A 17313-nucleotide genomic window follows, 5' to 3' on the forward strand; every position below is an offset into this window, starting at 1 on the left:
CCGACACCGAGCCCACGACCAGCAAGGGGGGAATCGTGTCCCACTCGGACCCGACCCGGCACACACCGGTGCTGCACCTGGAGAACGTCACCCGCGTCCACGGACAGGGCGCCGCGGAGGTGCAGGCGCTGCGCGGCATCGACCTGAAGGTCCACCCCGGCGAGTTCGTCGCCGTCATGGGCCCGTCCGGCTCCGGCAAGTCGACCCTGCTCACCCTGGCCGGCGGCCTGGACAGCCCCAGCAGCGGCCAGGTCCTCGTCGAGGGCGTCGCCCTCGGCGGACTCACCCGCAAGCGGCTCGCCCAGGTCCGTCGCCGCGCCGTCGGCTACGTCTTCCAGGACTACAACCTGATCCCGGCGCTCACCGCCGCGGAGAACATCTCGCTGCCCCGCGAACTCGACGGCCTCTCCGCCCGCGCCGCCCGCCGCGAGGCGCACGCCGCCCTGGAGGAGCTCGGCATCCCCGAGCTCGCCGACCGCTTCCCCGACGACATGTCCGGCGGCCAGCAGCAGCGCGTCGCCATCGCCCGCGCCCTGATCGGCGACCGCCGCCTCGTCCTCGCCGACGAACCCACCGGCGCCCTCGACTCCACCACCGGCGAGGCCGTCCTCGCCGTGCTGCGCGCCCGTTGCGACGCCGGCGCCGCCGCCATGATGGTCACCCACGAGGCCCGGCACGCGGCCTGGGCCGACCGCGTCGTCTTCCTGCGGGACGGCCGGATGGTCGACGAGAGCGCCAGCCAGGACGCCGCCAGCCTGCTCGTCACCGCCGCCACCAACAGCCTGAAGGTGGACGAGTGAAGCTCAGCGCCTGGCGGGTCGCCCTGCGCATCGCCCGCCGTGACGCGCTGCGCGCCAAGGGCCGCAGCGCCCTCGTCATCGCCATGGTCGCGCTGCCGGTCCTCGGCGTCGCGGGCGCCGACGTGGTGTTCCGCAGCGCCGAGCTCGACCCGGGCGAACGCGTCGTGCGGATCATGGGGCAGTCCGCCGGCGAGCTCCAGATGATCGAACGCGGCTCCACCGTCCTGCAGGCGCCCGACCCCGACACGGGCGTGTACGTCCAGAACCCCAAGGACGACGCCAAGAAGGGCGCGCCCCCGCAGTACACCCCGGCCCAGCGCCGCAGCCTGGACACCGAACCGGCCGACCTGGCGAAGCAGCTGCTCCCGGCCGGCGCCACCCTCGTGCCCGAGCGGCAGGGGCCCTACACCTCGGCCAGCAGCGCCGAGGGCCTGCTCAGCACCCAGACCACCGAGGCCGACCTGACCGACCCGGTGTGGCGCGGCCGGCTCGACCGGGTCAAGGGCCGCGCCCCCGAGCGGGACGGTGAGGTCGCGGTGACCACGGCGTTCCTCGCCCGCTCCGGCCTCAAGGTCGGCGACCGGACCACCGTCCGGGGCCTGGAGGCCACGCCGTTCACCATCACCGGCGTCTACGAGTACCCGGGCGAGCTCACCGCCACCGAGATCATCGCCCGGCCCGGCACCCTGATCGACCCGCTCGCCAAGCTCCCCGGCGCCGTCCAGAGCCGCAGCGCCGGCACCGGCGCGCCCACCCGCTGGCTGGTCGAGCTCCCGGCCGGGGCCGTCCTCGACTGGCCCAAGGTCACCGAGCTGGGCGGCTACGGCTTCACCCTCGCCTCGCGGGCCGTCCTGCTCGACCCGCCGGCCCGCGCCGACGTGCCCTACTACACCCAGGCCGACAAGCAGCGGGTCACCGAGACCTCCTACTTCGACCGGACCTCCGTCGTCATGCTGGCCACCGTGGTCGGCATGGCCCTGCTGGAGATCGTGCTGCTCGCGGGCCCCGCCTTCGCCGTCGGGGCCAGGCGCTCCCGGCGGCAGCTCGGCCTGCTCGCCGCCGGTGGCGGTGACCGGGCGCAGGTCCGGGCCGTCGTGCTCGGCGGCGGCGTCGTCCTCGGCGTCACCGGCGCCGTGGTCGGCCTCGCCCTCGGCGTCGGCCTGGTCGCCCTGCTGCGCACCCAGGCCGAGGAGTACTCGGGCAGCCGCTTCGGCCACTTCGACCTGCAGCCGCTCGACCTCGTCGGCGTGCTCCTGGTCGGCCTGGTCACCGGCCTGCTCGCCGCCGTCGTCCCCGCCGTCCAGGCCTCCCGCCAGGACGTCGTCGCCGCCCTCACCGGGCGCGACTCGCTCAAGCCGCCGAACCGCAAGCTCGCCGTCCTCGGCCTGCTGATGGTCGCCGGCGGTGCGGCGCTCGCCCTGCTCGGCGCCACCAGCGGCTTCGCCAGCCGGAGCCTGGCCGTCCTCGGCGGCTCCGTGATCGCCGAGCTCGGCATGGTCGCCCTCACCCCCTACCTGGTCGGGCTGTTCGGGAAGCTCGGACGCTGGCTCTCGCTCGGCCCCCGGCTCGCCCTGCGCGACTCGGTGCGTCACCGCGGCCGGACGGCTCCCGCCGTCGCCGCCGTGATGGCCGCCGTCGCCGGCTCGGTCGCGGTCGGCGTCTACCTCGCCAGCTACGAGGAGCAGGGCCGCCGCGAGTACGTGGCCTCCGGCCCCTCGGGCGCCGTCATGCTCGGCGGCGGGTACGCCTCCAACGGCCAGGAGAAGCTGCTGCCGCAGATGCGCGACGCCGTCGAGCGCAACATCCCCGGCCTCGGCCAGCGCGCCGACGTCCTGCGGATCAACTACAAGGGCGACTGCTCCGACGGGAACAGCTGCGGCTACGCCCGGATCGAACTGCCCAAGGACCTGCGCTGCCCCGCCTACGAGGGCGACGACCAGCGCGACCCGGAGGAGATCGAGCGCATCGTCCGCTCCGACCCGCGCTGCCAGACGGGCGGCCGCCGCGCCAGCCACTTCGGCGACCTCTCCGCCGGCGACGCCACCCTGCTGCGCAACCTCTACGGCGTCACCGCCCCGGCCGCCGGCGAGGCCCTCGCCGCGGGGCGGGCGGTGGTCTTCGACGCCCGCTACATCAAGGACGGCAAGGTCGTCGTCGAGCTCAACGAGCCCTCGGACGAGGCCGCCGACGGCTCGGTCAGGACCCGGCCCAAGCGCACCGAGGTCGCCGTCGACGCCGTCCTCGCACCGGCCGCGATCCCGGGCGCCGGCCAGGCCGTGATCAGTCCGCAGACCGCCGCGCGCCTCGGCCTCACCACCTCCCCGGCCGGGTCGGTCTGGCTGCCCGACGCCGTCCCCTCGGACGGCGCCGAGCAGAAGGCCAACGGCGCGCTGTCCAGGCTCACCGACCAGCAGGGCCTCACGGTCGAGCGCGGCTACCAGTCCAAGACCGGGCTGATCGGCCTGGGCCTGTCGGTCTTCGCCGCCATCGTCGCCCTGGGCGCGGCCGGCATCGCCACCGGTCTCGCCGCCGCCGACTCCCAGCGCGACCTGACCACCCTCGCGGCGGTCGGCGCCGAGCCCCGGATCCGGCGCTCGCTGTCGGGCTTCCAGTGCGGGGTCATCGCGGCGATGGGCACCCTGCTGGGCATCGTCTCCGGGGTCGTGCCCGGGGTGGCCCTGCGCAAGGTCGAGGCCGCCGCGCACAGCTATCCCGGGATGAGCCCCGATGCGGTCGCGAACCAGGGGATCGTGGTCTTCCCGTGGCCCACCATCACCGTCACCGTGGTGGTGCTGCCGCTGCTCGCGGCCGGGCTGGCGGCGCTGCTCACCCGTTCGCGGATCTCGCTGCTGCGCCGCTCCGGCTGAGGCCCGCGCGTCGCCCCGTCACCCCCGGCAGCCCTCGGCGGCGGCCGGGGGTGACGGATGTTACAGCTCCCGCGGCGCCCGGCAGCCGGACGGCCGGGGCGGGCACCCGCACGGGCGAACTAAAGTCGTCCGTATGACGAGAACCCCGGACAGCGTCGTCCGCTCCTTCATCGACCAGCACTGGTCCGAATTCCTCGCGGACCTCTCCGAGTGGCTGACCATCCCCTCGGTCTCCGCCGACCCGGCCCGGGCCGGCGACGTGCGGCGCTCCGCCGAGTGGCTGGCCGCCAAGCTGCGCGACACCGGCTTCCCGGTGGCCGAGGTGTGGGAGACCGACGGCCTGCCGGCGGTGTTCGCCGAGTGGCCCTCCGGGGACGACTCCGCCCCGACCGTCCTGGTCTACGGGCACCACGACGTGCAGCCGGCCGCCAGGGAGGACGGCTGGGACACCGAGCCGTTCACCCCGACCGTGGTCGACGGGCGGCTGTTCGCCCGCGGTGCGGCCGACGACAAGGGCCAGGTGTTCTTCCACACCCTGGGCCTGCGCGCCCACCTGGAGGCCACCGGCCGCACCGCGCCGGCCGTCAACCTCAAGCTGCTGATCGAGGGCGAGGAGGAGTCCGGCTCGCCGCACTTCGCCGACCTGGTCCGGCGGGAGGCCGAGCGGCTGGCCGCCGACGTGGTCGTCATCTCGGACACCGGCATGTGGTCCGAGACCACGCCGACCGTCTGCACCGGCATGCGCGGCCTGGCCGACGCCCAGATCGACCTGTACGGTCCGGACGCCGACATCCACTCCGGCTCCTTCGGCGGTGCGGTGCCCAACCCGGCCGAGGTCGCCGCGGAGCTGGCCGCCGGCCTGCACGACGCCGACCGCCGGGTGGCCGTCCCGGGCTTCTACGACGGTGTGGTCGAGCTGACGGAGCGCGAGCGCGAGCTCTTCGCCGAGCTGCCCTTCGACGAGGAGCAGTGGCTGCGGGTCGCGAAGTCGTACGGCACCCGCGGCGAGGCCGGCTACACCACCCTGGAGCGGGTCTGGGCCCGTCCGACCGCCGAGGTCAACGGCCTGTGGGGCGGCTACACCGGCCCCGGCGGCAAGACGATCGTGCCGTCCTCGGCGCACCTCAAGCTCTCCTTCCGGCTGGTCGCCGGGCAGGAGGTGGAGAAGGTCCGGGAGGCCGTCCGCGCGTGGGTGGCCGAGCGGGTGCCCGAGGGCATCCGCCACGAGCTGGTCTTCCCGGGCGCGACCCGGGCCTGCCTGACCCCGCTGGACCACCCGGCGCTGCAGTCCACCGTCCGGGCGATGGGCCGGGCCTTCGGACAGCGGATCCTCTTCACCCGCGAGGGCGGCTCCGGCCCCGCCGCGGACCTGCAGGACGTGCTCGGTGCGCCGGTGCTGTTCCTCGGCATCTCGGTGCCCTCGGACGGCTGGCACTCGATCAACGAGAAGGTCGAGCTGGACCTGCTCGCCAAGGGCGTGGAGACCGCCGCGTACCTGTGGGGCGACCTGGCCGAGAACTTCCGGCCCGGCGCGTGAGCGCACCGCGGGACGGGCGACCCGGCGTGCCCGTCACGCCGGGGCACGCCGGCCCGGTCCCGGCGCGGGCGGCCTCCGGGCGCGCCACGGCCGGCAGATCACTCATCCGGATGATTCACCACGTGGGGATGGAACGAAGTGAGCACCGTGCCTGAGACCGAACCCCGGCTGCCCCTGGCACTGGCCCGGGCCGGAGTGGACCGGGCGGCCGAGCACCGGTTCGACGAGCCCTGGCTGGCGGCGGCCTGGAGCCACCCGGCGACCCGGGTGCTGCCCATCGCCGGCGGCGAGGCGTTCGTCGTCGACACCGCGCAGGGCACCGAACTCGTGCTGCTGCCCTCCTTCGAGGCGCCGCAGACCGGGGACCGGTACTTCCTCGGCACCGACGAGGACGGCGTCTCCTACTTCGCACTGGCCGGCGAGAGCCTGCCCGGCCGGCTGGACGGCGACGCCCGCCCGGCCGGGCTGCGCGAGGTCGGCGCGCTGCTGTCGGACCGGGACGCCGGACTGCTGGTGCACGCCGTGGCGCTGGAGCACTGGCACCGGCTGCACAGCTTCTGCTCCCGCTGCGGGCACCCGACGGAGAAGGCCGGCGCCGGGCACGTGCGGCGCTGCACCTCCTGCGCGGCCGAGCACTACCCGCGCACCGACCCGGCGGTGATCATGGTGATCACCGACGAGCAGGACCGCTGCCTGCTCGGCCGCCAGGCGCTGTGGCCGGAGGGCCGCTGGTCGACCCTGGCCGGGTTCGTCGAGCCGGGGGAGTCGATCGAGCAGGCCGTGGTGCGCGAGGTGCAGGAGGAGGCCGGCGTCCGGGTCGGCGAGGTGCACTACGTGGCCAGCCAGCCCTGGCCGTTCCCGTCCAGCCTGATGCTCGGCTTCACCGGCCGGGCGCTGCCGGACGGCACGGCGATCACCGTGGACGGCGAGGAGCTGGCCGAGGCGCGCTGGTTCTCCCGCGAGGAGCTGCGGGCCGGGATGGCGGCGGGGGAGATCCTGCCGCCGTCCGGGATCTCGATCGCCCGCCACCTGGTGGAACTCTGGTACGGCGAACCGCTGCCGTCGTCGGCGCGCTGGTAATTCCGGCCGAATGGGGGCGCGTGGCTTATGCCGCGCGCCCCCATTCGTCTTTGCAATCCCTTCCCGATTCCGACACGAGCGGATGTTCGTAGTCGGACGGGCCAGTTCTGCTACCGCCCGGTGCCGCCCGGCGTGCGGTCCCCACCCGGGCGGACGACATTGCCGGAAACGGCTGAAAACGCGTCACCGCGCTCGCTAGATTCACTCGGGTGACAATCCCCCGGGGCACCGCCCAATCCCCCAAATACCAGCGACTCGCCGCCGACCTGCGCCGCCGGATCGCCGAGGGCGAGTTCACCGCCGACGCCGCCCTGCCGGTCGAGAGCGAACTGGAGCGCCAGTACGGAGTCGCCCGCAACACCGTCCGGCTCGCCGTCGACGTCCTGGTCAACGAGGGCCGCCTGGTCCGCCTCCAGGGCAAGGGCACCTACCTGCGGGAGCACCCCGTCCTGGACCACCGCGCGTACGGGCCGACGCTCGCCCCGGCCGCCCGCGACTGCCTGGCCCTGCCCTCCGCCGTCTACCTCGGCGAGGCCGCCGAGGCCGGCCGCGAGCTCACCACCGACTTCGAGATGATGATCGTCCGGGCCCGGGTCGACATCGCCGAGCGGCTCGGGCTGCGCCCCGGCGAGGCCATCGTGGTCCGCCGCCAGCTGCGGCTGCTCGACCGCGAGCCCTACTCGATCGAGGAGAGCCACTACCGCGCCGGGCTCGCCGCCGGCACCCCGCTGATGGAGCCGGACCCGGTCGAGGGCGGCGACGAGGCCGTCCTCGAGGGGCTCGGCCGCACCGAGATCGGGGCCGTCGACCACCTGGTCGCCCGGATGCCCGGCCCCGAGGAGGCCCAGTGGTTCCAGGGCGGCCCCGGCGTGCCCCTGGTGGTGCAGACCCGCGTCACCTACGACCGGCGCGGGCCCGTCCGGGTCATCGAGACCCGGTACTCGGCCGACCGCAGCCGGCTCGTCTACGGCGTCGGCGACCTCGGCGCGCGGGTCACCCTGCCGGCGCCCGCCGCACCCGTCGACCCCGCCCGGGCCGACGCGCCGTGACGCGCGCCGGCCCGGCCGTCCGGGCCGGCTCAGGCCGCCAGGGCCTTCTTGACCTGCAGCAGGCTCGGGTTGGTCATGACGACCTGCTCGCCGCCGCCGGCCGGCTTCACCAGCACCGTCGGGACCGTCTGGTTGCCGTTGTTCACGGACTCGACGAAGGACGCCGACGCCGGGTCCTCCTCGATGTTGATCTCGGTGTAGCCGATGCCTTCACGGTCCAGCTGGCTCTTGAGCCGGTTGCAGTAACCACACCAGGTCGTGCTGTACATCGTCACGGTGCCGGACATCGAGGGGACTCCTTCGGGAGGGGGGTGCGTACGGTCTCTGGACCGAACGTCCACCGGGCGGCGGGCATTCCGACACCCTGTCGACCGCACTGCGGAGCGATCATCCTCCGATCGCACCGGCCCTGTGGACAACCCCGCCACCGTTGTCCCACCGGGCTGAGAGGATGGAACGCATGCAGGAAGACCTCTTGAGCGGCAGCCCGTCCGACGGCCCCCACGGCTCCCCCTGGGCCGACCCCGGGGCCGCCACGGGCCCCGACGCCGTGCTCGCCGGGCTCGACCCCGAGCAGCGCGCCGTCGCCACCGCCCTGCAGGGCCCCGTCTGCGTGCTGGCCGGGGCCGGCACCGGCAAGACCCGGGCCATCACCCACCGGATCGCCTACGGCGTGCGCAGCGGCGTCTACCAGCCCCAGCAGGTGCTCGCCGTCACCTTCACCGCCCGCGCCGCCGGCGAGATGCGCGGCCGCCTGCGCGAGCTCGGAGCGGACGGCGTCCAGGCCCGCACCTTCCACGCCGCCGCCCTACGCCAGCTCCAGTACTTCTGGCCGCGCGCCGTCGGCGGGCCGGTGCCCCAGCTGCTCGAACGCAAGGTCCAGCTCGTCGCCGAGTCCGCCGGTCGCTGCGGACTGCGCGTCCAGCGCACCGAACTGCGCGACCTCACCGCCGAGATCGAATGGGCCAAGGTCACCCAGACCGGCCCCGACGACTACCCGGCCGCCGTCCAGAAGTCCGGCCGCGAGGCCCCGCGCGACCCGGCCGAGACCGCCCAGGTCTACCGCGTCTACGAGGAGGCCAAGAGCCGCCGCGGCGTCATCGACTTCGAGGACGTCCTGCTGCTCACCGCGGCCATCCTGGAGGACCGCCCCGACATCGCCGACCAGGTCCGCGCCCAGTACCGGCACTTCACCGTCGACGAGTACCAGGACGTCTCCCCGCTCCAGCAGCGCCTGCTCGACCAGTGGACCGGCCCCGGCGGCGGCGCCAGCCTCTGCGTCGTCGGTGACGCCAGCCAGACCATCTACTCCTTCACCGGCGCCACCCCCGACTACCTGCTCGGCTTCCGCGGCCGGCACCCCGGGGCCACCGTCGTGAAGCTCGTCCGCGACTACCGCTCCACCCCGCAGGTCGTCCACCTCGCCAACGGCCTGCTCTCCCAGGCCCGCGGGGAGGCCGCCCGGCACCGGCTCGAACTCGTCTCCCAGCGCGAGGCCGGCCCCGAACCGGTCTACACCGAGTACGAGGACGAGCCCACCGAGGCCGAGACCACCGCCCGCCGGATCAAGGACCTGCTCGCCGCCGGCGTGCGGGCCAGCGAGGTCGCCGTCCTGTTCCGCACCAACGGCCAGTCCGAGGTCTACGAGCAGGCCCTCGCCGACCTCGGCGTCCCCTACCAGCTCAAGGGCGCCGAGCGGTTCTTCGAACGCCCCGAGGTCCGCGACGCCGGCGTCCTGCTGCGCGGCGCCGCCCGGGCCGCCGCCGACCCGCTCACCGCCGGCGCCCCCGACCTCGCCGGGCAGGTCCGCGCCGTGCTGGCCAGCCGCGGCTTCACCGCCGAGCCGCCGGCCGGCTCCGGCGCCGTCCGCGACCGCTGGGAGTCCCTCGCCGCCCTCGTCCGGCTCGCCGAGGAGTTCGAGCGGACCAGGGCCGCCGCCGGCCAGGACGCCGACCTCGCGGCCTACGTCGCCGAGCTCGACGCCCGCGCCGCCGCCCAGCACGCGCCCGCCGTCGAGGGCGTCACCCTCGCCTCGCTGCACGCCGCCAAGGGCCTCGAGTGGGACGCGGTCTTCCTGGTCGGGCTCACCGAGGGCACCCTGCCGATCATCTACGCCAAGACCGACGAGCAGGTCGAGGAGGAGCGCCGGCTCCTCTACGTCGGCGTCACCCGCGCCCGTCGGCACCTCTCGCTCTCCTGGGCCCTCAGCCGCTCCCCGGGCGGCCGGGCCAGCCGCAAGCCCAGCCGCTTCCTCGACGGGCTGCGCCCCGGCTCCAGCGCCCCCGGCGCGCGCACCGGCGGGCGCGGCGGGCGCGGGGGCGTCGAGCCCGGCGAGCGCTCCGCCGGTCGGCGGGTCCGCGGGCCGGTCAAGTGCCGGGTCTGCGACCGGGTGCTGACCGAGGCGGTCGAGCGCAAGCTGCGCCGCTGCGAGAGCTGCCCGTCCACCATGGACGAGGCGCTGTACGAGCGGCTGCGCGACTGGCGCGCCGGGCAGGCCAGGAAGCAGGGGGCGCCGGCCTACGTGGTGTTCACGGACGCGACGCTGATGGCGATCGCCGAGGACGTCCCGGCCAGCCGCCAGGAGCTGGCCGCGATCTCCGGGGTCGGTGCGATGAAGCTGGACAAGTACGGGGCGGCCGTGCTCTCGTTGTGTGCGGGGGAGGAGCCCGAGGAGGATCCGGACGGCGTCGGGGACGGCGAGCCGGTCGATCCGGCGTGAGCCGGTCCGGGCGCGGTCGAGGGGACTGCTCGGGGGACTTCGCAACCCGCCGCGAAAAATAGTTTGCGCCGCGTGCCGGGAGCGCAATAGCCTGCCGGAGCGGTCAAGGGGACGCGGTCGCACGGGGTGACACCTGTGCCGAATCCCCCACACGCAACAGCTTCACCGAGACAGACATCCGAACATTCGGAGCCTGGGGAACCGGGCTCCGCGAGACGCCGAGAGGAGGCGAAGACAGTGGGAAACATCATGATCACCAAAATGACTGGCCAGACCGTTGTCGCTGCCTCCCTGCGTGCCGCCCGTCTGCGGGCGCTCGCCGAGCTCGGTGGAACCGGTCTGGGTCTCGACACCACCGGTGTCTCCGTCGTCCCCGCTGTCAGTGGGCTTGGCCACACTGATCTCTGCGTCGCGGGCGGCAGGGGCGCCGAAGGCACCTCCGTCGAGACCGGTCTGTCCCGCGACTGGGCCTCGGTCGGCACGCCGCGCTCCCCGCGCGACGAGCGACCGATCCAGGCACCGAAGGCAGCCGTAGCCGCCGCCATGCATGGCGGCTATGCGCAGGTCATCGGTGCCGGAAACACCCAGAAGCAGAACGAGCAGCAGATCAACCTGGCCCTGGCCGCCCTCACGGGCGCCGAGGCCATCCGGATGCGGGCCTTCCGCGGGCCTGAACCCTGGAGAGAACGAACCTGAGCAAGCTTCAGGTCGGCACCTCCAGGGCCGCGGAACCCGTCACACCGGGATCCGCGGCCCTTCTGTTTTGTCCGGTACGCAAGACCACCCAGGCCCCTCGGGGCCTCCGGCCCAGACCACCAGTCATCCGGGCCGGAACCACTGAGAAGACGAGGAAGACGCCCACAGTGTCCACGGTCATCACGCCGCCCATCCCGTCCGTACCGCCGACAAGCCAGATCACCAAGGCCGACCAGGCCGACCCCCCGGAGGTTCCTTCCATGCAGCTCAGCTCCATCGAGCAGGCCGAGGCTCTCGGTCTCCCCATCCCCTGCCGCGCCTTCGACCCCGAGGTCTTCTTCGCCGAGACGCCCGCCGACGTCGAGTACGCGAAGTCCCTCTGCGGCACCTGCCCGGTCAAGGACGTCTGTCTGACCGGTGCGCTCGAGCGGCGCGAGCCGTGGGGCGTCTGGGGTGGCGAGCTCTTCGTCCAGGGTGTCGTCGTGGCCCGCAAGCGGCCGCGTGGCCGTCCGCGCAAGACCGAGGTCATGGCGTGAACCGCGAACACGGTGCCAGGGCCGTCCGCCGGGGAGAGCAGCCCCTGTCGGAAACCTCCCTCCGCCGCTCCGTCCGCATCGCCGCCGCCAAGGCCGACGCAGTCCGACCCGCCCACTTCCCGAGCACGCACCCCGAGCAGGACCACCACATGACCGCCGCCGCCATCGATCCGACCGTCCGCTCCGAGCAGACCACCGAACTTCAGATCCAGAACAGGACCCTCGAGATGCAACTCCTCCACGAATCCCTGGCCCGGGCCCATATGCAGGAGCGCCTGCACGAGGCCGAGCACCAACGCCTCGTCACCCGGGTCGCCAGGGCCCGCAGGCTCAAGCAGCGGGCCGAGCGCGCCTCGCTGCGGGCCCGCAAGGCCCTCGCCGTCGCGCTGATGTAATCGCGCCGGTGTCGTCGAGGCCGCCCGGGGACGCCCGGTGCCGCCCCACCCCCGTCGTGCCGCAGGCCGCCCCCCGTCATGGGGGGCGGCCTGCGGTCGTCGGGGTTCCGGGTCCGGTGCGCGCCCTCGCGCGCCCAGCCCGGCCCGGGTCAGTCCTTGCCGAGTCGGGCGCGGGTGCCGGACGTGCGGGGCGCGGCGGCGGGGGGCGCCCCCTCGTCGGCGAACCGGGGGAGCCACTGCAGCATCTCCGCCCGGAACGGGGCCTTGGCGCCCAGCTGGCAGAGCACCCCGATCGTGCTCAGCGTGACCCGGTGGATCAGCAGGTACGCCGGCGGGAGGTTCAGCTGCTTGCCCAGGTTGTAGGCGGGCGAGCGGGGATCGGCGATCCTGGCCGCCTGGGCGCGCATCCAGGCCCGGGTGAAGTGGAAGTCGTCCACGGCGGCCGGCTCGATGATCGGCAGCAGGTAGTCCAGCACCGCGTCCGGGTCCAGCTCGATCGACGGCTTGACGAAGCCCTCCTCGCGCAGCATCGTCAGCACGCCTGCGGCGTCGCCCGCCAGGGCCATCCGTAGCGACGCCCCGATCGGCGCGGGCAGCCCGCCCGGCAGCCGGTCCACCGTGCCGAAGTCCAGCACCCCCAGCCGCCAGCCCGACGCCGGGCCGTCATCCTTCAGCAGCCGGAAGTTGCCCGGGTGCGGGTCCGCGTGCAGCAGACCCGTCCGGGACGGGCCGGCGAACAGGAACCGGGCCAGCAGCTGCCCGGCGCGGTCACGCTCCTCCTGGGTGCCGTCGGCGATCACCTCGGCCAGCGGGGTGCCGTCCATCCACTCGGTGACCAGCACCTGGTCCGCCTGTGCCACCACACCGGGCACCACGATGTCCGGGTCGTCGGCGAACTCCTCGGCGTGCAGGCGCTGGGCCTGCGCCTCCAGCTCGTAGTCCAGCTCCTCCGACACCCGCTCGCGCAGCTCGGTGATCAGCGGCTTGATGTCCAGCCCGGGGATCAGCGGCCCCACCAGCCAGGCCACCCGGCTCAGTTGCGTCAGGTCTGCCAGCAGGGCGTCCCCGGCGCCGGGGTACTGCACCTTGACGGCGACCGGGCGCCCGTCGTGCCAGACCGCCCGGTGCACCTGCCCGATCGAGGCGGCGGCCGCCGGCCGGTCGTCGAACTCCTGGAAGAGCCCGCGCCAGTCCTCGCCGAGCCGCTGGGCCAGCGCGGTGTGGACCTTGGCGGCGGGCATCGGGGGAGCGGCGTCCTGCAGTTTGGTGAGCGCGGCCCGGTACGGCCCGGCGACCTCCTCGGGCAGTGCGGCCTCGAAGACGGACAGCACCTGTCCGAACTTCATGGCTCCGCCCTTGAGTTCACCCAGGACCTTGAACAGCTGGTCGGCGGTGGCCTGCTGCAGCTCGGCCGTGACCACCTCGGCCGAGCGGCCGCCGATGCGCCTGCCGAGTCCGAGCGTGGCGCGACCGGCTATCCCCAGGGGCAGGGCGGCGAGCCGTGCCGTGCGGGTCACTGCCTTGCGCGGAAGATCGCTCACCCGGGCCTCCAATCCCTGGCCCCCCGACACCGGACGGCCCACCATCACTAGGCCATTGTGCCCGCTCCCCGACCCGCCCCCGGCGGAATTTCGTCGGCGCGGAGCGGGGAGTGCCGCACGCCGGCCGGGTCCGACCGGCCGGGCCGGCCACCGTGGCGGCGGTCGGCGTGGCGGTGGTCAGCGTGGCAGGCGGAGGGCGAGGCCGTCCAGGACCACGTCGAGGCCGTACGCGAACTTGGCGTCGCGGAGGGCCGCCGGGTCCGGGGCGGCCGCGGCGGCCGCGTAGGCCTCCGGGAGGAGGTCGAGGCCGGCGATGGCCTCCTGGGCGGCGGGCATCAGCCGGGCGATGAAGTCGACCTCGCTCTGGCCGGAGCGGGCGATGGTGGTGAGCCAGGCCGCCTCGGTGGTGCTCATGCCGACGACGTACGCGATGACGGCGTCGATCGCCCGGGAGGGTTCGGGGAAGCCGGCCGAGGTGAAGAGGACGGCCATCCGCTCGCCGAAGGCCATCAGGTTGGGGCCCAGGTAGGCGAGGCCGGCCTGGCCGAGGACGGCCGACAGCCAGGGGTGGCGCAGTGCCGTCGCCCGGAACGCCCCGGCGGCGTCGGTGGCGGCGGCGCGCCAGTCGGGGCTCTCGGCGGGCGGCAGGGCGATCTCGCCGAAGACCTCGTCCACCGCGAGCTCCATCAGCTCGTCCTTGGTCGCCACGTGCCGGTAGAGGGAGGTGGCGCCGGCGTTGAGCCGGGTGGCGAGCTTGCGCATGCTCAGGGCCTCTATGCCCTCGGCGTCCAGCACGGCGATCGCCTCGCGGACGATCCCGGCCCGGCTGAGCGCCGGCTGGTCGGGCTCGCGCTGCGGACGGGCCCACACGGACGGGATCGGGTTGGTGCGGGCGGCCATGGCGGCACCCCTCCCTCTTCTCTGCTTCGGTGCGTACAGCGTTCGCATCGAGCGTACAGCAGTCGGTTATTGCGCACACCGTTCCGCTGTGCGTACAGTGTTCGCAACGCAGGAACGGAGTGCGCACCGGGGGAACGGTGTGCGCAGACTGGAGGGGTGGCAGATGTCAGCGTCAGAGGTGGCCGGGGGCCGCAATCCGCACCGCTGGTGGATCCTGATCGTGCTGTGCCTGAGCTCGCTCGTCCTGGTGGTCGACAGCATGGCGCTGACGGTCGCGGTGCCCTCGATGACGGCCGACCTGGGGGCCAGTGCCCAGGACACCCAGTGGATCCTCGACTCCTACGTCCTGGTCTTCGCCGGACTGCTGCTGACCTCCGGGAGCCTCGGCGACCGGTTCGGCCGCCGGAGGATCATGATCATCGGGCTGTTGCTGTTCGGTGCGGCATCGCTCGCGGCCACCTTCTGCACCAGCCCCGGTGAGGTCATCGCGGCACGCGTCGCGATGGGGGTCGGCGGCTCGCTGATCATGCCCTCGACCCTGTCGATCCTCATCACCGTCTTCGACGAGGACGAGCGCAACAAGGCGATGGCCGCCTGGAGCTCGGTGGCGATGCTGGGGCTGGTCGGCAGCCCCGTCCTCGGCGGCGTGCTGATCGACCACTTCTCGTGGCACTCGATCTTCTTCATCAACGTCCCGGTCGTGGCGCTGGCGATCCTCGCGGGCCTGCTGCTGATGCCGGAGTCCAAGGGCCCGTGGCAGAAGCCCGACCCGCTCGGTGCGGTGCTCTCCGCCGTCGGCATGACCGCGCTGGTCTGGTGGATCATCGAGATCCCGCAGCACGGCGCCTTCGGCGGTCAGGCCCTGGTCACCCTGGCCGTCGCCGTCCTCTCCCTCGGCGGGTTCGCGGTCTGGGAGAACGTCACCTCCGCGCCGATGGTGCCGCTGGTCCTCTTCCGGCACCGCAACTTCAGCGGGGGCTCGCTGTCGCTGACCCTGGTGCAGATCGGCAACGGCGGCCTGCTGCTGGTGCTCACCCAGTACCTGCAGTCCGTGCTCGGGTACTCCCCGGTCAAGGCGGGCCTCGCCTTCGTCCCGCTGGCCGTCGCCGCGCTGCTGGGCAACGGGGTCGGCGCCAAGCTCGCCGCCACCATCGGCAACCGTCTGCTGATCCTGGCCGGCATGCTCGTCATGGCCTCCTCCTTCCTCCTGCTGACCACCGTCACGGCGGACGGCGGCTTCACCGTCCCGGCCGTCGCCCTGGGGCTGCTCGGGCTCGGCGCCGGCCTGGCGATGCCGGCCGCGGTCGGTGCGCTGATGGGCACCATCCCGCCGGAGCAGGCGGGCGTCGGCTCCGCGCTGAACGACACCATCCAGCAGGCCGGCACCGCGCTCGGCATCGCGATCCTGGGCTCGCTGCTGTCGAGCGGCTTCGCCGACGAGATGCCGGCCGGGCTGCCGGAGGAGGCGAAGCACTCCATCGGCGGGGCGCTGGCGACGGCCGGCGGGGACGCCGGGCTGATCCGGACCGCCCGGGAGGCGTTCACCTCCGCGATGTCGACGACCTTCACGGTCAGCGCCGTCGGCGTGCTGGCGGCGGCCCTGGTGGCCACCCTGGTGATGCGGGACCGCAAGGCGGACGCGGCCGCCGTCGGTGAGCCCGCCGAGAACGCCGCCTGACACCGGCGGACGGCCCGCCCCCACCGAGAAGGCCGGTACCCCTCCGGGGCGCCGGCCTTCGGCGTGCCCGGAGCTCGCCCGGTGGACCCGGTCGACCCGGTGGGTCCGGTGGGTCCGGGCGCCGCCCGCGCGCCCGGCGGCCCGCGCCCTCATCGCGGTGGCTGCGGCTGCCACAGGCACCCGCAGTGCGGATGGCCGCGCAGCCGCAGCCGGCGGGGCATCCCGTCGCCGGCCGACACCTCGCACCAGCCGTCCACGCTCGGCGGCCGCCCGCCGTCCAGCTGCACCTGGACGTGCAGCGCGGCGAGGCCGGCCACCGCCGTGGCCAGCGCCGAGTCGCAGGCCGGGGCGTGCGCCCGCCCCGGCCCGCCGTCGGCCAGCTGGGCGAGCACCCGGGGCCAGGCCGCGTCCTCGTCCTCCCGGCGCAGCACCAGGCAGTGCCCGCAGGCCGACACCCCGGGCAGGACCAGCGGCCCGACCACGCCGAACTCCTCGACCACGCCGACGTAGAGGTGCGGCACCCCGGCCCGGAGCAGCAGGCGGGCCTCGTACGCCCCGCCGGCGAACGCCGCGCTGCCGTCCCGCGGTGCGAGCACGACGAAGTCGGGCGGCTGCTCGCCGCCGCCGCGCCGGGGCGCCGGAGCCGGGGGCCGGGCCGCCGCCCGCTGCACCGCCTCCCGAGCGGCCGTCGTGCGCAGGCGCCCGACGTCCCCGGGCGGCAGCCCGGCCGGGGAGCAGTCCTCCGGGCGGACCCGCCCGGAGTCCACCACGGTGACCCGGCCCGCGCCGCCGGCCGCGAGGACGGCCGCCACCGCGGCCCCGACCCGCCCGGCGCCGCGGACCTCGATCCGGGCGTCGGCCCGCCGGGCCAGGACGGCCGGTGCCGCGCCCGGGCCGGAGTGGACCAGGGAGAGCGAGGAGAAGTCGGGCCCGAGCACGCCCCGGTGGGGCTGCGGGAAGCGGGCCAGGGCCGCCGCGGTGGCGTCCGCGTCGTCCAGCAGGCCGGTCTCCGCGAGGTCGGTCAACAGGGCGTCGGCGGGATCACGGCCGAGACCGATCCGCTCGCCGGCGTCGAGCAGCTCGGCCCGCCCGCGCGTCCCGTCGAGCAGGGCGAGGAAGTCGCAGAGGGTCTTGTCGGCCTGGCCGAGCACGCCGGCGTGGCGGGTGACGGTCCCGAACTGCAGGGTCTCGGCGTCCCGCCAGCTGCGGGACAGGGCGGGCTTCAGCTGGAGGCGCACGGCGGCTCCCCTCCGATCGATTCCGGACGGCTGACCGCAGCATGCCCCACCGGGCCGACACCGTGCTCCGGGTTATCCACAGGCGCGGGCCCATGATCACATCAGCTGTTCGCAGTCCCTGTGGATAACTGCCCGGCCCCTCCGGCGTCGATTTCCGGACACCCGCCGTCGGCCTTTCGTTCCCGATCACTCCACGAAACATTTCGGCCACGGCAGCGGACTTCTGTCAGGGGTTCCGGGTAACGTCGTGTGCCATGGCAGCCGAGCGGGACTCCCA

Annotated in this window: 14 protein-coding genes; 10 read left to right on the forward strand and 4 right to left on the reverse strand. The window is 74.4% G+C overall.

Translation table 11 applies throughout. The features are described 5' to 3' along the window. Positions 1-35 precede the first annotated feature (35 nt). The 5 genes from ACIA8Q_RS13600 to ACIA8Q_RS13620 all read left to right on the forward strand — a co-directional run bounded on the left by ACIA8Q_RS13600 (position 36) and on the right by ACIA8Q_RS13620 (position 7333). Entirely contained in the window at positions 36-800 is a 765-nt protein-coding gene (locus ACIA8Q_RS13600; protein WP_360213871.1) for an ABC transporter ATP-binding protein, read from the forward strand. Then, positions 797-3667 (forward strand): FtsX-like permease family protein, encoded by a 2871-nt coding sequence (locus ACIA8Q_RS13605; protein ID WP_360213873.1) that lies wholly within the window; start codon positions 797-799, stop codon positions 3665-3667. The genes ACIA8Q_RS13600 and ACIA8Q_RS13605 overlap by 4 nt, the downstream gene beginning before the upstream one ends. Before the next feature lie 133 nt (positions 3668-3800). Then, positions 3801-5204 carry a dipeptidase gene (locus ACIA8Q_RS13610; protein ID WP_360213875.1) on the forward strand — a complete coding sequence of 468 codons (1404 nt, stop codon included), beginning with the start codon at positions 3801-3803 and terminating at the stop codon, positions 5202-5204. Between the two features lie 138 nt (positions 5205-5342). After that, on the forward strand, positions 5343-6284 hold the full coding sequence (gene nudC, locus ACIA8Q_RS13615) for an NAD(+) diphosphatase (protein WP_360213877.1): 942 nt from the start codon (positions 5343-5345) through the stop codon (positions 6282-6284). Between the two features lie 209 nt (positions 6285-6493). After that, the gene (locus tag ACIA8Q_RS13620; RefSeq protein WP_360213879.1) at positions 6494-7333 is read left to right on the forward strand and encodes a GntR family transcriptional regulator; all 840 of its coding nucleotides are present in this window, start codon (positions 6494-6496) and stop codon (positions 7331-7333) included. A 29-nt stretch (positions 7334-7362) separates the two neighbouring features. Here ACIA8Q_RS13620 and ACIA8Q_RS13625 read toward each other — a convergent pair whose 3' ends face one another. Beyond that, positions 7363-7620, reverse strand: a complete 258-nt coding sequence (locus ACIA8Q_RS13625) for a mycoredoxin (protein WP_360213881.1) — start codon at positions 7618-7620, stop codon at positions 7363-7365. A 164-nt stretch (positions 7621-7784) separates the two neighbouring features. Here ACIA8Q_RS13625 and ACIA8Q_RS13630 point away from each other — a divergent pair, with 164 nt between their 5' ends. The 4 genes from ACIA8Q_RS13630 (at position 7785) to ACIA8Q_RS13645 (ending at position 11679) form a co-directional block, all read left to right on the forward strand. After that, positions 7785-10052, forward strand: coding sequence for an ATP-dependent DNA helicase UvrD2 (locus tag ACIA8Q_RS13630; RefSeq protein ID WP_387904372.1), 2268 nt, complete (start codon positions 7785-7787; stop codon positions 10050-10052). Positions 10053-10301: 249 nt separating this feature from the next. Then, positions 10302-10748, forward strand: coding sequence for a hypothetical protein (locus tag ACIA8Q_RS13635; RefSeq protein ID WP_387904369.1), 447 nt, complete (start codon positions 10302-10304; stop codon positions 10746-10748). A gap of 167 nt (positions 10749-10915) precedes the next feature. Then, on the forward strand, positions 10916-11284 hold the full coding sequence (locus ACIA8Q_RS13640; protein WP_387904367.1) for a WhiB family transcriptional regulator: 369 nt from the start codon (positions 10916-10918) through the stop codon (positions 11282-11284). A 149-nt stretch (positions 11285-11433) separates the two neighbouring features. Next, positions 11434-11679: a hypothetical protein gene (locus tag ACIA8Q_RS13645; RefSeq protein ID WP_387904527.1), complete on the forward strand. Its 246-nt coding sequence runs from the start codon at positions 11434-11436 to the stop codon at positions 11677-11679. 149 nt (positions 11680-11828) lie between these two features. Here ACIA8Q_RS13645 and ACIA8Q_RS13650 read toward each other — a convergent pair whose 3' ends face one another. Further along, a complete protein-coding gene (locus ACIA8Q_RS13650) occupies positions 11829-13220 on the reverse strand; it encodes an AarF/ABC1/UbiB kinase family protein (protein ID WP_360213887.1) in 1392 nt (463 codons plus the stop codon). Positions 13221-13397: 177 nt separating this feature from the next. Next, positions 13398-14120 (reverse strand): TetR/AcrR family transcriptional regulator C-terminal domain-containing protein, encoded by a 723-nt coding sequence (locus ACIA8Q_RS13655; RefSeq protein WP_360213889.1) that lies wholly within the window; start codon positions 14118-14120, stop codon positions 13398-13400. A 163-nt stretch (positions 14121-14283) separates the two neighbouring features. On the opposite strand from ACIA8Q_RS13655, the gene ACIA8Q_RS13660 reads away from it, so the two are divergent. Further along, positions 14284-15798: an MFS transporter gene (locus tag ACIA8Q_RS13660; protein WP_396317206.1), complete on the forward strand. Its 1515-nt coding sequence runs from the start codon at positions 14284-14286 to the stop codon at positions 15796-15798. Positions 15799-15947: 149 nt separating this feature from the next. On the opposite strand, the gene ACIA8Q_RS13665 is transcribed toward ACIA8Q_RS13660, so the two are convergent. Next, on the reverse strand, positions 15948-17036 hold the full coding sequence (locus tag ACIA8Q_RS13665; RefSeq protein ID WP_360213893.1) for a ThiF family adenylyltransferase: 1089 nt from the start codon (positions 17034-17036) through the stop codon (positions 15948-15950). Between the last annotated feature and the right edge of the window lie 277 nt (positions 17037-17313).

Source organism: Kitasatospora sp. NPDC051705, from assembly GCF_044453265.1.
Lineage (GTDB): Bacteria > Actinomycetota > Actinomycetes > Streptomycetales > Streptomycetaceae > Kitasatospora.

Coding starts and splice junctions, on each gene's coding strand:
- ACIA8Q_RS13610 (WP_360213875.1), top strand. CDS start 3,801: ATGACGAGAACCCCGGACAGCGTCGTCCGCTCCTTCATCGACCAGCAC.
- ACIA8Q_RS13630 (WP_387904372.1), top strand. CDS start 7,785: ATGGAACGCATGCAGGAAGACCTCTTGAGCGGCAGCCCGTCCGACGGC.
- ACIA8Q_RS13645 (WP_387904527.1), top strand. CDS start 11,434: ATGACCGCCGCCGCCATCGATCCGACCGTCCGCTCCGAGCAGACCACC.
- ACIA8Q_RS13660 (WP_396317206.1), top strand. CDS start 14,284: ATGTCAGCGTCAGAGGTGGCCGGGGGCCGCAATCCGCACCGCTGGTGG.
- ACIA8Q_RS13655 (WP_360213889.1), bottom strand. CDS start 14,120: ATGGCCGCCCGCACCAACCCGATCCCGTCCGTGTGGGCCCGTCCGCAG.
- ACIA8Q_RS13625 (WP_360213881.1), bottom strand. CDS start 7,620: ATGTCCGGCACCGTGACGATGTACAGCACGACCTGGTGTGGTTACTGC.
- ACIA8Q_RS13635 (WP_387904369.1), top strand. CDS start 10,302: ATGATCACCAAAATGACTGGCCAGACCGTTGTCGCTGCCTCCCTGCGT.